The organism is Xanthomonas campestris pv. badrii, from assembly GCF_012848175.1.
In the GTDB taxonomy this organism is placed as follows: Bacteria; Pseudomonadota; Gammaproteobacteria; order Xanthomonadales; family Xanthomonadaceae; genus Xanthomonas; species Xanthomonas campestris_C.
Genome location: NZ_CP051651.1, coordinates 1,945,269 through 1,959,701, shown reverse-complemented (window position 1 = coordinate 1,959,701; position 14,433 = coordinate 1,945,269). Strand labels below are relative to the sequence as shown.

The 14,433-nt window shown below is 65.6% G+C and carries 15 protein-coding genes; 12 read left to right on the top strand and 3 right to left on the bottom strand.

The features are described 5' to 3' along the window. Positions 1–61: 61 nt before the first annotated feature. The 3 genes from HG421_RS08275 to flgA all read right to left on the bottom strand — a co-directional run bounded on the left by HG421_RS08275 (position 62) and on the right by flgA (position 1,431). A complete protein-coding gene (locus tag HG421_RS08275) occupies positions 62–394 on the bottom strand; it encodes a flagella protein (protein WP_029219828.1) in 333 nt (110 codons plus the stop codon). A gap of 14 nt (positions 395–408) precedes the next feature. Then, positions 409–720 carry a flagellar biosynthesis anti-sigma factor FlgM gene (gene flgM / locus HG421_RS08270; RefSeq protein WP_064510812.1) on the bottom strand — a complete coding sequence of 104 codons (312 nt, stop codon included), beginning with the start codon at positions 718–720 and terminating at the stop codon, positions 409–411. A gap of 66 nt (positions 721–786) precedes the next feature. Beyond that, positions 787–1,431, bottom strand: a complete 645-nt coding sequence (gene flgA / locus HG421_RS08265; protein WP_169705990.1) for a flagellar basal body P-ring formation chaperone FlgA — start codon at positions 1,429–1,431, stop codon at positions 787–789. A gap of 300 nt (positions 1,432–1,731) precedes the next feature. Between flgA and HG421_RS08260 the strand changes: the two genes are divergently transcribed. The 12 genes from HG421_RS08260 (at position 1,732) to flgL (ending at position 14,349) form a co-directional block, all read left to right on the top strand. After that, on the top strand, positions 1,732–2,676 hold the full coding sequence (locus tag HG421_RS08260; RefSeq protein WP_169705989.1) for a chemotaxis protein CheV: 945 nt from the start codon (positions 1,732–1,734) through the stop codon (positions 2,674–2,676). Between the two features lie 337 nt (positions 2,677–3,013). Further along, a complete protein-coding gene (flgB, locus tag HG421_RS08255) occupies positions 3,014–3,415 on the top strand; it encodes a flagellar basal body rod protein FlgB (protein ID WP_169705988.1) in 402 nt (133 codons plus the stop codon). 3 nt (positions 3,416–3,418) lie between these two features. Next, a complete protein-coding gene (gene flgC / locus HG421_RS08250; RefSeq protein ID WP_005914451.1) occupies positions 3,419–3,826 on the top strand; it encodes a flagellar basal body rod protein FlgC in 408 nt (135 codons plus the stop codon). Positions 3,827–3,861: 35 nt separating this feature from the next. Then, positions 3,862–4,527: a flagellar hook capping FlgD N-terminal domain-containing protein gene (locus tag HG421_RS08245; protein WP_169705987.1), complete on the top strand. Its 666-nt coding sequence runs from the start codon at positions 3,862–3,864 to the stop codon at positions 4,525–4,527. A gap of 31 nt (positions 4,528–4,558) precedes the next feature. Beyond that, entirely contained in the window at positions 4,559–5,782 is a 1,224-nt protein-coding gene (gene flgE / locus HG421_RS08240) for a flagellar hook protein FlgE (RefSeq protein WP_169705986.1), read from the top strand. 140 nt (positions 5,783–5,922) lie between these two features. Further along, positions 5,923–6,678 (top strand): flagellar basal-body rod protein FlgF, encoded by a 756-nt coding sequence (gene flgF / locus HG421_RS08235; RefSeq protein WP_005921307.1) that lies wholly within the window; start codon positions 5,923–5,925, stop codon positions 6,676–6,678. A gap of 754 nt (positions 6,679–7,432) precedes the next feature. After that, positions 7,433–8,218 (top strand): flagellar basal-body rod protein FlgG, encoded by a 786-nt coding sequence (gene flgG, locus HG421_RS08230; RefSeq protein ID WP_169705985.1) that lies wholly within the window; start codon positions 7,433–7,435, stop codon positions 8,216–8,218. 38 nt (positions 8,219–8,256) lie between these two features. Then, the gene (gene flgH, locus HG421_RS08225) at positions 8,257–8,949 is read left to right on the top strand and encodes a flagellar basal body L-ring protein FlgH (protein ID WP_169705984.1); all 693 of its coding nucleotides are present in this window, start codon (positions 8,257–8,259) and stop codon (positions 8,947–8,949) included. 10 nt (positions 8,950–8,959) lie between these two features. After that, entirely contained in the window at positions 8,960–10,078 is a 1,119-nt protein-coding gene (locus HG421_RS08220; protein WP_169705983.1) for a flagellar basal body P-ring protein FlgI, read from the top strand. A 1-nt stretch (position 10,079) separates the two neighbouring features. Beyond that, positions 10,080–11,258 (top strand): flagellar assembly peptidoglycan hydrolase FlgJ, encoded by a 1,179-nt coding sequence (locus tag HG421_RS08215; RefSeq protein ID WP_169705982.1) that lies wholly within the window; start codon positions 10,080–10,082, stop codon positions 11,256–11,258. A gap of 11 nt (positions 11,259–11,269) precedes the next feature. Next, positions 11,270–13,144: a flagellar hook-associated protein FlgK gene (gene flgK / locus HG421_RS08210; RefSeq protein ID WP_169705981.1), complete on the top strand. Its 1,875-nt coding sequence runs from the start codon at positions 11,270–11,272 to the stop codon at positions 13,142–13,144. Continuing rightward, on the top strand, positions 13,144–14,349 hold the full coding sequence (gene flgL / locus HG421_RS08205; protein WP_169705980.1) for a flagellar hook-associated protein FlgL: 1,206 nt from the start codon (positions 13,144–13,146) through the stop codon (positions 14,347–14,349). Before flgK ends, flgL begins: the two co-directional genes overlap by 1 nt. The last annotated feature ends 84 nt before the right edge of the window (positions 14,350–14,433 follow it).

Sequence of the window (14,433 nt, the reverse complement as noted above, 5' to 3'; positions counted from 1 at the left end):
GCCGGATGACGCAGGCGTGGTGCGTATCTGCCAACCGGACGGCTGCAAGACGCGGTGGAACTCAGGCCACAGCCAACGAACGTCCGCCGCGCAGCACGCTGGATTGGCCCTTGGCGTCGTACGACGGCCCACTCTCGGTGCGGCCCAGGTGACGCAACGCCCAGTTCACTTCACGGCGACGGCGGGCCAGCAGCGCGCCATTGGCACGGTTGGCTTCGGCCAGCTCGCGCAGGCGCTCTTCCTGGCCTTCGGGCATTGCCGCTTCCAGGCCGCGCAGCGCAGACAGCTTGTCCTGCGTGTGCCGCATCAACCCATCGATGTCGTTCTCGAGTAATGCCTGGCGTTCGCCGGCCAGCGCATCGCTGAGACGTTGCAGGAACTCGTTCACGCTCATCCTTTACGTCGGGATCAACCCGCCAGTTGTTGATTCAGATCCATCATGCGGCTGGCGATGGCATCCGGATTGATGGTGTAGCTGCCGTTCTGCAAGGCCTCTTTCACGGCCTGGACGCGACCGGTGTCGATCGCCGAGGACTGCGAAAGCTCGCGCTGCAGGTTCTGCAGGTTGGTCGCCTCGCCGGTCAGCTTGACGCTGTCGGTGGGCGGGGTGGCGGCAACCGGGGACGCGCGATCTTCGCCGGCCGAGGCGATCTTGCTGCTGGTGGCCGCGGTACGAAGGGTGGCAGCGGTCGGTAGATTGCCTTCGATTTTCTGGGTCATGTCAGGAACTCCTCTACAGGTCGTAGGGGATAACGGCACCCAGAAAAAAAACTTTATAGGAATTTTTCACCTGGAGACCACAACGGTTCCGCTCGCTTCAACAATGCCCTGCACTACCCGCCGTGACGAGGAATTTTCCACCGACACCCGCTCGTTTTCCCCGGCATCGGAGAGTGCGCGACCGCTCATGCGCACCTCCAGACCGCCGTTGCGTGCCACCAGTGGGACGGTGTCGCCGCGCCGGACCAGCCGCTGCGTCACCAGATCGCTGGCCGAGAGCAGCGAGCCGGCCGTCAGCACGCGGCGGGCGGACTTGCCCACTGCAGCGACCGGGTCGGCCAACACCGCACCGACGATGCGGGCGGCGTCACGCTTCTCGATACTGATATCGGCCAGCGAAATGGTTTCTCCAGCGCTGATACCGCGGCGCAGCACCAGCACGTCCTGATTGCGGCGCACCTTCAGCGGCACGAACAGGCGCCAGCCGGCCGGCTGCGGGCAGGCCACTTCCACTGTATTGGTCCCGGTGGGCTGGGCCTGCAGCGCGATCGGGCAAGCCGGCATGCGCAGGCCCGGATCGAGCGTGGCCTCGGCTTCGGCGTCGGGGCCAACGGTGGCCAACGCTGCAGCACGGATGGAATCGACAGACTGATAGCTCTGGGCCCAGGCCGGAGCGGCAGCCAACAAGATGACAAGCAGGAGCAGGCGCATGGGACCAGATCCGGAGGAAGACGGGACAGACAGTGCAAGCGGCGTGCCTGTTTTTGAATCGGGAATCGGGAATGGGGAATCGGTTGGTGGCTGAGAGGTGGTCGGCCTTCGTTGCCGCCGTGCGATTTACTAGTTGAAAGTTATCAGCAAGCAAAGTCACTGCCCTTCGCCTCGGGCTTGCTGCGGAAAGCCCACCCCTCGCTTTTACGATTCCCCATTCCCGACTCTCCATTCCCGACAGCGCCCCCAACCACCCATAAAGCCCTCAAGTTTCCCGAGGGCGCTGTCGATATCTGCCCCATGACCCACGATCTGCTCAACCGCATCGACCAGCGCACCCGACTGGCTGGCCACAATCGACTGGCCCTGCTGCTGTTCCGGCTGGGCGGACGCCAGCTTTTTGGCGTCAACGTCTTCAAGGTGCAGGAAGTGCTGCGCCGTCCGGAACTGTTCCAGGTACCGGGCCTGCCGACCGAGTTCGCTGGCGTGGCCGACGTGCGCGGGCGCTCGGTGCCGGTGCTGGACCTGGGCCTGGCCATCGGCCACCCGGAGCGCGATTCGCATGCCGAAAACGGGCCTGGCTACCTGGTGGTGGCCGAGTTCAACCGCTCAGTCCAGGGCTTCCTGGTCAGCGGCGTGGAGCGCATCGTCAATATTGCGGTGGAAGACATCCATCCGCCGCCGGAACTCGGTGCCGAAGCCACTTATTTGACGGCGGTGACGCGCTTCCAGGGCGAGCTGATCCAGGTCATCGACGTGGAAAGCGTATTGGCCGACATCGCCAAGGTCAGCAAGGACGTGCAGTTGGACCCGTCGCTGCAGCTGGTGGCCTACGACCGGCAGTTCCAGGTGCTGGTGGTGGACGACTCGCGCGTGGCGCGCCAGCAGATCCGCAGCGTGCTCGACCAGCTGGGCGTCTCGGCCACCCTGCTCTCGGACGGCCGTCAGGCGCTGGATCACCTGCTGCAGGTGGCCGCATCCGGCGAAAACCCGGCCGACCGCTACGCGATGGTCATCTCCGACATCGAAATGCCGGCGATGGACGGCTATACGCTGACGACGGAAATCCGGCGCACCCCGGGCCTGCAGGGCCTGTACGTGCTGCTGCACACCTCCCTGTCCGGCGTGTTCAACAACGCCATGGTCGAACAGGTCGGCGCCAACGCCTTCGTGGCCAAGTACAGCGCCCATGAGCTGGCCGACTACGTGCTGGCCCGTCTCAAAGTGGTTGCCGAAGCGGCCTGAGCAAGGCCAAGCGGCTGCCGGGTCGGAGCCGATGGCAGCCACAAGGGGCTGCCTAGCTGCAAAACGCACTGCAGCGCAGAAAGGTGAGGCAAACGCGTCCACGCGATGCCGAAGTCACATCTGCTAACGCCAGACTGCGCCTCGGGACTGTCGAACCTTCCGGTCTGTCGCGTTTGACCGCGCCAATCCCGCGACGGATGGCGTGGCCATCGCGTTTTCCGGACAGCAAGTTGCCGTGCGTCGGCAGCGCCGATCGTTCTCCGCGTTCCGTCGCCAGTACCACCCCGATTGGCACAAACATTGCTTCCTCCCTGGCAACACCTCGCGGGAGAGCACCATGTCCAATCCCTTCTCGTCCTTTCTAGGCATCCACGGCGACGCCTTGCCGCTGCGCGAGCAGCGCATGAAGCTCATTACCAGCAATCTGAGCAACGTGGACACCCCTGGCTACAAGGCCAAGGACCTGAACTTCGAAGCCGCGCTCAAGGCGGCCGACGGCGTGCGTGACGGCACACTGCTGCAGACCACCGATGCCAAGCACTACGAGATCGGCGGCAGCGCCGGGCTCAACCCGTTCCAGATCACCCGCGAAGCCGACCAGCCCAGCCTGGACGGCAATACCGTCGATCCGGACGCCGAACGTGCCGCCTACGGCCGCGCCGCGCTGGAATACCGCGCGTCGCTGAGCTTCCTCGAATCCAAGGTGCGCTCGATGCTCACCGCGATCACGGGCCAATAAGTCATGAGCAACCTTCCCATTTTCGACGTGGCCGGCTCGGCGCTGCACGCGCAGTCGGTGCGCCTGAGCACCATCGCCTCCAACCTGGCCAACGCCGATTCGGTGGCGGGCTCGGCCGAGGCCACCTACAAACCGATCGAGCCGATCTTCCAGGCCCAGCAGAGCCGCCAGGACCCCAGCCTGACCTCGGTGAACGTCAAGGAGATCACCACCACCAACGCGCCGCCGATCCGCCGCTACGAGCCCGGCCACCCGCTGGCCGATGCCGACGGTTACGTGTTCTCGCCGGACGTGGACCCGGTCTCGCAGATGGTCAACATGATTTCCGCCTCGCGCAATTACCAGGCCGGCGTGGAAATGCTCAATACCGCCAAGGAACTGGCGCTGGCGACCCTGACCATGGGTCGCTGACCCTTCCTAGCTGACACACCTACGGAATACACCAGATGAGCACGATCGGCAGCGATCTCTACAAGACTCTCGGCCTGAGCACCGGCAGCACCGTCGCCAAGAAAGAAGAAGCGCTCGGCCAGGCCGACTTCCTCAAGTTGATGACCGAGCAGCTGCAGCACCAGGACCCGCTCAAACCGATGGAAAACAGCGCGTTCCTGGGCCAGCTGGCGCAGTTCTCCACCGTGCAGGGCATTGGCGACCTCAATACCAAGGTCGGCAACTTCTCCGATTCGATGAACGCCGACCAGGTGCTCAAGGGCGCCGCGCTGGTCGGGCACAACGTGCTGGTGCCGTCGGCGCAGGTGGCCATCGATGCCACCGGCTCGGCCAAGGGCGTGGTCGCGGCCACATCGGCAGGCTTCGTCAATTTCGAAATCACCGATGCCAACGGCGCCTTCGTCAAGCAGATCAGCGTGCCGGCCAGCGCTGCCGGTGAGGTGTCGTTCGCCTGGGATGGCACCGACGCCAACGGCAACCGCATGGCCGCCGGCAAGTACGGCATCACCGCAACGCAAACCGACACCGCCGGTGCCAAGAGCAAATTGTCCACCTACGTCGATGCACCGGTGGACAGCGTCACGATCGGCTCGGACGGCCTGTATCTCAACCTGACGGGGCTCGGCACCTCCCCGCTCGCCAACGTGCTCCGCGTCAGCTGAGCCGGCAACCGACACTTAAAGGAACTCATCCATGGCTTTCAATACTTCGTTGTCCGGCATCAACGCAGCCAATGCCGATCTGAACGTCACCTCCAACAACATCGCCAACGTCAACACCACCGGGTTCAAGGAGTCGCGCGCCGAGTTTGCCGACATGTTCCAGAGCACCAGCTACGGCCTGTCGCGTAACGCGGTGGGTTCGGGCGTGCGGGTCAGCAACGTGGCGCAGCAGTTCTCGCAGGGCAATATCGACCCTACCGGGCGCAGCCTGGACCTGGCGATCTCCGGCGAGGGCTTTTTCACTGTCTCGTCCAACGGCGCCAGGATGTATACCCGCGCCGGCAACTTCCAGACCGACGCCAACGGCTATGTGGTCAACCCGCAGGGCGCGCGTTTGCAGGTATTTGCGCCCAATCCCAGCGGCAACGGGTTCGACGTGGGCCGTTTGTCGGACCTGCAGCTGCTGACCACCGACAGCCCGCCCAAATCGACCTCCACGGTGAACCTGGCCTTCACCCTGCCCGGCAACGCCACCGCGCCGGTGGTGACCCCGTTCAGCCCGGCCGACGACAAGACCTATAGCCATTCCACCGGCGGCATCAACGTCTACGACTCGCTGGGCGTCAGCCATGTGCAGACCTCCTACTTCGTCAAGACCGCCAACCCGAACGAATGGCAGGTGCACAACTACGTGGACGGCGCCGCGGTCGGTGCGCCGACCACGCTGCAGTTCTCCGACACCGGCTCGCTGACCACCCCGGCCAACGGCATCATCGCGATGGACCCGTTCACCCCGAGCACCGGTGCCGGCGTGCTGAACATGCGCCTGGACGTGACCGGCTCCACCCAGTACGGCGAAGCCTTCGCCCTGCGCGACACCCGTCAGGACGGCTACGCCAGCGGCAAGCTCAACGAGATCAGCATCGACACCAGCGGCGTGGTGTTCGCGCGCTACTCCAACGGCGCCGACAAGCCGCTGGGCCAGGTGTCGCTGGCCAGCTTCGTCAACCCGCAGGGCCTGCAGTCGCAGGGCAACAACATGTGGGCCGAGAGCTACACCTCCGGCGCCGCCCGCGTCGGCGCCCCGGACACCTCGGACCTGGGCCAGATCGAATCCGGCTCGCTGGAAGCCTCCACCGTGGACCTGACCGAGCAGCTGGTGAACATGATCGTGGCCCAGCGCAACTTCCAGGCCAATTCGCAGATGATCTCGACCCAGGATCAGGTCACCCAGACGATCATCAATATTCGGTAAGCCGGGAGTGGGGAATCGGGAATAGGGAATCGTAAGAGCCGGCGTCGCGCATAGCGGATGCCGGTCTTGCCCCCTACTCCCAAGCCCCGCAATCCCGCTTTTGCGATTCCCGATTCTCCATTCCCGATTCCCGGTGCCTCATGGATAAAGCCCTCTACGTCGCAATGACCGGTGCCCGTGCCTCCCTGCAGGCGCAGGGCACCGTGTCGCACAACCTTGCCAACGTCGATACGGTGGGGTTCAAGGCCGCGTTGGCCAATACCGAGGCGTTCAAGATCCAGGGCAAGGGCTATCCGTCGCGGATCGACGCGCTGCACGTGGATCAGGGCTTCGACCGCAGCCAGGGCCATCAGAAGGTGACCGGCAACCCGCTGGACGTGTCGCTGCAGCAGGACCGCTGGCTGGCGGTGCAGTCGCCCGACGGCAGCGAGGCCTACACCCGCAACGGCGAACTGGCGCTCACCGCCAATGGCCAGCTGGTCACCGCCAACGGGCACGCGGTGCTGGATGAAGGCGGTAACCCGATGACCATCCCGCCGCACCAGGCGATGGAAATCGGCAGCGACGGCAGCATTTCCATCATTCCGCAGGGCGAAGGCCCGCAGACCATGGCCATCGTCGGCAAGATGAAGGTGGTCGACGCCCCCGCCGACCGTTTGACGCGGCGCCCCGACGGGCTGATGCGCAACACCAGCACCGACCCGGCGCAGGCGTTTGCGGTGGCCACCGGCAAGACCATCAACAGCGGCATGCTGGAAGGCAGCAACGTGGACGCGGCCGGCGCGCTGGTGGAAATGATCCAGCTGCAGCGTCAGTTCGAAATGCAGGTCAAGATCATCAAGAACGGCGACGACAACGCGCAATCGGCCAACTCGTTGTTGCGGGTGAGCGGCTAAACGCGGCGCAGGCCGCCGGCCAACTTGCCAATTTTCTGCTGACGCCGCCGCCGACCGTAAGGCGTGGTTGGCGCCCGCGTTCGGCATACCGAAAAATCCGCGGCTTCATTACAGGGCGACTGATCTGCGGCACGACTGCGGAGCGGCTAGTCCGTGACCTGGCTGGAGGGCCCCTGCCCGCTCACCCTCGCGGGACACGCCGTGAATCCGTCCATGGAGGCTCTTACGCGGCATCCATGCCGCGTGAGGTCCCGGGAGGGTGAGCGGGCAAGGACCAGTGAAGATTGTCGGTGTCTTTGCGAAAGCAGTGCTCGACGTGCTGGTTGACCGCTACTCGCTCATCCCTTCATCGCGCGTATCGCATGTCATCGAGTGCCCAAGCAAGCAATCCTGAGCAGCAAACTGCCCGATGCATGCGATGACTTGCTTCCGGTTGACCACCAGCCAACTGTCTGGCGCGGTGCCCTCACCGATTGCGGGACCCTTGGCGGCATGGATGCCAAAGGAGCCCCATGGACGGGTTCACGGCGTGTCCCGCGAGCGGTGAGGGCATCGCGCCCTCGACCGACTCAGCTTTAGCCCTGGATTTTTGCTACATCCACAAAAGCGCGGATAACGAAGCACAGGCCCCCGCGCAACCAGGCGATGTGATCCCGCGCACACCCGGCAAAAATCCGACGCCACTTTGGCACGCCACGTGCATATACCCACCCGTACCCGGAACACATCCCCGGGTCTAACGAGGAATCGGGTCATGAATCAGGCTTTGTGGGTCGCCAAAACCGGACTGGATGCGCAGCAGACGCGCATGTCGGTCATTTCCAACAACCTGGCCAATACCAATACCACCGGCTTCAAGCGCGACCGTGCCGCGTTCGAAGACCTGCTGTATCAACAGGTGCGTGCGCCGGGCGGTTCCACCTCCGCGCAGACGCAGCTGCCGACCGGCCTGCAGCTGGGTACCGGCGTGCGCGTGGTGTCCACGTTCAAGGGCTTCGACCAGGGCAGCCAGCAGCAGACCGGCCGCGCGCTCGACGTGATGGTCAACGGCCGCGGCTTCTTCGAAGTGCAGATGCCCGACGGTACCTCCGCCTACACCCGCGACGGCACCTTCCAGATCAACGCCCAGGGCGAGCTGGTCACCAACAGCGGCTACCCGCTGCAGCCGGGCATCCAGATCCCCGAAGGCGCGCAGTCGCTGACCATCGGCAACGACGGCACCATCAGCGTCACCCTGGCCGGCCAGGCCGCCGCGCAGGAAATCGGCGCGCTGACGCTGACCGACTTCATCAACCCCTCGGGCCTGCAGGCCAAGGGCGAGAACCTGTTCGTCGAAACCACCGCCTCGGGCCCCGCGCAGAACGGCACGCCCGGCCTCAACGGCCTGGGCACCACCGTGCAGGGCGCGCTGGAAGGCAGCAACGTCAATACGGTGGAAGAGCTGGTGAGCATGATCGAAACCCAGCGCGCCTATGAAATGAATGCCAAGGCCATCTCCACCACCGACTCCATGCTCGGTTACTTGAACAACAACGTCTGATCGGCTCGCCGCTCACCGCCCTCTCAGGAACTTACGCCATGTCCCGCCTGCCTTCCCTCTCCTCTCTGTGCTTGGCCATCGCCTGCAGCGCGCTGCTGGGTGGCTGCGTGGCCGCCGGCGATGTGCGGCCGTTTGCGGCGATGGCGCCGATCGTGCCGGTGGTCGCGCCGGTGGCGCAGCCCACCGCCGGCGCGATCTACGCCGCCGGCCCGAGCCTGAATCTGTATGGCGACCGCCGCGCCCGCGATGTCGGCGACCTGCTGACGGTGAATCTGATCGAAAACACCACCGCCTCGTCCACCGCCAACACCAGCATCAGCAAGAAGGACGCCACCACCATGGCCGCCCCGACGCTGCTGGGTGCGCCGTTGACCGTCGGTGGCTTGAACGTGTTGCAGAACTCGTTGAGCGGCGATCGCAGCTTCGACGGCAAGGGCAACACCGCGCAGAGCAACCGCATGCAGGGCAGCGTCACCGTGACCGTGATGCAGCGCCTGCCCAACGGCAACCTGGTGATCCAGGGGCAGAAGCAGCTGCGCCTGACCCAGGGCGACGAGTTGGTGCAGGTGCAAGGCATCGTGCGCGCCGCCGACATTGCCCCGGACAACTCGGTGCCCTCCAGCAAGGTGGCCGACGCCCGCATCGCCTACGGCGGCCGCGGCGCCATCGCCCAGTCCAACGCGATGGGCTGGCTGAGCCGCTTCTTCAATTCCCGTCTGTCGCCCTACTGAGCCTGCGACCATGAACCTGTCTTCCCTGCCCTTCCGTCTGCTCGCTGCCGCCGTTGCGCTGTGCGCGATGGCCGCCCCGGCCAGCGCCGAACGCATCAAGGATCTTGCCCAGGTCGGTGGCGTGCGCGGCAACGCGCTGGTCGGCTACGGCCTGGTGGTCGGCCTGGATGGCAGCGGCGACCGTACCAGCCAGGCCCCCTTCACCGTGCAGAGCCTGAAGAACCTGCTCGGCGAGCTGGGCGTCAATGTTCCGGCGAACGTCAACCCGCAGCTGAAAAACGTCGCGGCCGTGGCCATCCACGCCGAATTGCCGCCGTTCGCCAAGCCCGGCCAGCCGATCGATATCACTGTGTCCTCGATCGCCAATGCGGTCTCGCTGCGCGGTGGCTCGCTGCTGATGGCGCCGCTGAAAGGCGCCGACGGCCAGGTCTATGCAATGGCCCAGGGCAACCTGGTGGTCGGCGGCTTCGGTGCGCAGGGCAAGGACGGGTCGCGGGTGTCGGTCAACGTGCCCAGCGTCGGCCGGATTCCGAATGGCGCCACGGTCGAACGCGCGCTGCCGGACGTGTTCGCCGGCAGCGGTGAAATCACCCTGAACCTGCACCAGAACGACTTCACCACCGTCTCGCGCATGGTGGCGGCGATCGACAACAGCTTCGGCGCCGGCACCGCGCGTGCGGTCGATGGCGTGACCGTGGCGGTGCGCTCGCCGACCGACCCGGGCGCGCGCATCGGCCTGCTGTCACGGCTGGAAAACGTCGAGCTTTCGCCCGGCGACGCACCGGCCAAGGTGGTGGTCAATGCGCGTACCGGCACCGTGGTCATCGGCCAGCTGGTGCGGGTGATGCCGGCCGCCATTGCGCATGGCTCGCTCACCGTGACCATCAGCGAGAACACCAATGTCAGCCAGCCGGGCGCCTTCAGCGGCGGCCGCACTGCAGTGACCCAGCAGTCGACCATCACGGCCACCTCCGAAGGCAGCCGCATGTTCAAGTTCGAAGGCGGCACCACGCTCGACCAGATCGTCCGCGCGGTCAACGAGGTCGGCGCGGCTCCCGGCGACCTGGTCGCCATCCTGGAAGCCCTGAAGCAGGCTGGCGCGCTGACGGCGGAGCTAGAGGTGATCTGACATGCGTATCGCAGCCTCGCCCATTGATCTCAACCCGAGCACCAAGGCCGATCCGGCAAAGATCGACAAGGTCTCCCGTCAGCTCGAAGGCCAGTTCGCGCAGATGCTGGTCAAGAGCATGCGCGATGCGAGCGCCGGCGACCCGATGTTTCCGGGCGAAAACCAGATGTTCCGCGAAATGTACGACCAGCAGATGGCCAAGGCGTTGACCGAGGGCAAGGGGCTGGGCCTGTCGGCGATGATCTCCAAGCAGCTGAGCGGCGACACCGGCGGCCCGGCATTGAACACCTCGCTGAGCAGCGCCGATGCGGCAAAGGCCTACTCCCTGGTTGCCGGCAAGCGCGATGCCTCGTTGCCGCTGCCGGTCCGCGATGGCGCAGCCAGCGGCATCGGCGCGACCCTGGGCGCGGCGGCCAAGCTCGGCGCAGGCGCGCTGGGTGGCGTCGGCATGAGCCAGGTGCTGGACCTGATTGCCGGGCGCACCGGTGGTGGCGAGGCCGGCAGCGATGATGCAGCTGCATTGAGCTGGCCGTCGGCCAACGATCGCTGGAGCGATGTCACTGTCAGCGATGCTGCCGACGCCAATGCGGCGGTCAATGCGAGCGCGGCCAGCAATGCTGCGGCCAGCCTGGGCGAGCGCACCCCGGAAGGCTTCGTCGCCAAGATCTGGACGCATGCACAGAAAGCCGCGCGCGAACTGGGTGTGGACCCGCGCGCACTGGTGGCGCAGGCCGCGCTGGAAACCGGCTGGGGCCGTCGCGGCATCGGCAACGGCGGCGATTCCAACAACCTGTTCGGCATCAAGGCCACCGGCTGGAGCGGGAACAAGGTCACCACCGGTACCCACGAATACGTCAACGGTGTCAAAACCACCGAAACCGCGGATTTCCGCGCCTATGGCTCGGCCGAAGAAAGCTTCGCCGACTATGTGCGCCTGCTGAAGAACAACAGCCGCTACCAGGGCGCGCTGCAGGCCGGCACCGATATCCGCGGTTTTGCACGCGGCTTGCAACAGGCTGGCTACGCCACCGATCCGGGCTATGCGGCCAAGATCGCGGCGATCGCCAACGGTCCGACCATCGACCGCGCGGTGGCCGCCATCGGCAACGCGGCGGCCGATCTGTCCAACCGCTATGCCAGTACCACCGAGCCGGCCGGGCTCGGCACCATCCGCCGCTGAGGTAAACGTCCATGTCCATCATGTCCACCGGGACCAGCGCGCTGATCGCCTTCCAACGGGCGTTGTCGACCGTTAGCCATAACGTCGCCAACATCAATACCGAAGGCTACAGCCGCCAACGCGTGGAATTTGCAACGCGCACGCCCACCGACATGGGCTACGCGTTCGTGGGCAATGGCGCCAAGATCACCGATGTGGGCCGGGTGGCCGACCAGCTGGCCATCTCGCGGCTGCTCGACAGCGGCGGCGAACTCGCGCGCCTGCAGCAGCTGTCCTCGCTGTCCAATCGCGTGGACGCGCTCTACTCCAACACTGCCACCAACGTCGCCGGGCTGTGGTCGAACTTCTTCGACTCCACCAGCGCGGTGTCGTCCAATGCGTCCTCCACCGCCGAGCGGCAGAGCATGCTCGATAGCGGCAACTCGCTGGCCACGCGCTTCAAGCAGCTCAACGGGCAGATGGACAGCCTGAGCAATGAAGTCAACAGTGGCTTGACGTCCTCGGTGGATGAAGTCAACCGTTTGACGCAGCAGATCGCCAAGATCAACGGCACCATCGGCAACAGCGCGGCCAACGCGGCGCCGGACATGCTGGACCAGCGCGACGCGCTGGTGAGCAAGCTGGTGGGGTACACCGGCGGCACCGCGGTGATGCAAGACGGCGGCTTCATGAATGTCTTCACCGCCGGTGGCCAAGCGCTGGTGGTGGGCACCACCGCGGCCAGGCTCACCACGGTAGCCGACCCGTACCAGCCCACCAAGCTGCAGGTGGCGATGCAGACCCAGGGCCAGAACGTCAGCCTCAGCGCCAATTCGCTGGGTGGCCAGATCGGCGGCCTGCTGGAATTCCGCAGCAGCGTGCTGGAGCCGACCCAGGCCGAACTGGGCCGCCTGGCCGTGGGCATGGCCAGCACCTTCAATGCCGGCCACGCGCAGGGGATGGACCTGTACGGCGCGATGGGCGGCAACTTCTTCAACATCGGCTCGCCCACCACCGCCGCCAACCCGGGCAATACCGGCACCGCCGCGCTGAGCGCCAGCTTCAGCAACATGGCGGCGGTGGACGGGCAGAACGTCACGCTCAGCTTCGACGGCGGCGTGTGGAAGGCCACCAACGCCAGCACCGGCGCGGTCGTGCCGATGACCGGCACTGGCACCGCTGCCAACCCGCTGGTGCTCAATGGCGTGAGCATGGTGGTCGGCGGCACGCCGGCCAACGGCGACAAATTCCTGCTGCAGCCCACCGCCGGGCTGGCCGGCACCCTGTCGGTAGCCATCACCGACCCGTCGCGCATTGCCGCGGCAACGCCGGTCAAGGCCACCGCCACTGTCGCCAACCTGGGCTCGGGAAAGATCAGCGACGTCAAGGTCACCAATGCGCAGAATCCGGCGCTGCTGACCCCATCGTCAGTGGAGTTCATCGACGCCAATCAATACACCATCGATGGCGCCGGTCCGTTCGCCTACACCCCCGGGCAGACCATCAGCGCCAACGGCTGGAGCTTCGCGCTGGATGGCGCGCCCAAGGCTGGCGACACCTTCGGCGTCGGCCCGATGGGCGCCGGCTCCAGCGACAACGGCAATGCCAAGTTGCTGGCCAAGATCGACGATGCCAAGGCGCTCAGCGGCGGCACCGTCACGCTCAACGGCGCGCTGTCGGGCCTGACCACCTCGGTGGGTTCGGCCGCGCGTGCGGCCAGCTACGCCTCTGACGCTCAGAAGGTCATCGACGACCAGGCGCAGGCCAGCCGCGATTCGATTTCCGGCGTCAACCTCGATGAGGAAGCCGCCAACATGCTCAAGCTGCAGCAGGCCTATCAGGCGGCTGCACAGATGATCTCCACCGCCGACACCATCTTCCAAGCCATCCTGGGCGCCGTACGCTGATGACCGACCGTATCTCCACCAGCATGATGTATAGCCAGTCGGTGGCCTCGATGGGGGCCAAGCAGGCGCGGCTGAACCAGCTCGAATCGCAACTGTCCAGCGGGCAGCGCCTGGTCACCGCCAAGGACGATCCGGTCGCCGCAGGCACCGCGGTGGGCCTGGACCGTGCGCTGGCCGCGATCGCCCGCTTCGGCGAGAACGCCAACAACGTGCAGAACCGGCTGGGCCTGCAGGAAAACGTCCTGGCACGCGCGGGCGACACAATGGCGCGCGTCACCGAATTGACGATACAGGCCAATAGCTCCACGCTCAGCCCGGACGACCGCAAGGCGATCGCCTCGGAACTGACCGCCCTGCGCGACAGCATGGTGAGCCTTGCCAACAGCACCGATGGCACCGGGCGCTATCTGTTCGGCGGCACCGCCGATGGCAGCGCACCGTTCATCAAGAGCAATGGCGGCGTGGTCTACAACGGCGACCAGACCCAGAAGCAGGTCGAAGTGGCGCCGGACACCTTCGTCAGCGACACCCTGCCCGGCAGCGAGATCTTCATGCGTATCCGCACCGGCGACGGTACCGTGGACGCGCACGCCAACGCCGCCAATGCCGGTACCGGCCTGCTGCTGGATTTCAGCCGCGATGCCAGTACCGGCAGCTGGAATGGCGGCAGCTACAGCGTGCAGTTCACCGCTGCCGACACCTATGAGGTGCGCGACAGCACCAATGCAGTGGTCGGCACCGGCACCTACAAGGATGGCGAGGACATCGCCGCGGCCGGCGTGCGCATGCGCATCAGCGGCGCACCGGCGACAGGCGACAGCTTCCAGATCGGCGCCTCCACCACCAAGGACGTGTTCTCCACCATCGACGACCTGGTCGGTGCGCTCACCTCCGACACCCTGACCCCGCCGCAGAAGGCGGCGATGATCAACACCTTGCAGTCGTCGATGCGCGACATCGCGCAGGCCTCGTCGAAGATGATCGATGCGCGTGCTTCCGGCGGCGCGCAGTTGTCGGCCATCGACAACGCCAACTCCTTGCTCGCCTCCAACGAAGTCACGCTAAAGACCACCTTGTCGTCGATCCGCGACCTGGACTATGCCACCGCGATCGGGCAGTACGAACTGGAGAAGGCCTCCCTGCAGGCTGCTCAGACCATTTTTCAGCAGATGCAGTCCTCGACCTTGTTCAACATGATCCGCTGATTTTCCGCAGCAAACCTGCGTTTTGCTTCGCCCCTGCACGGCAGTCCCGGTGCAGGCAGACGGAGTTTATTGCTCGAGCTTTAT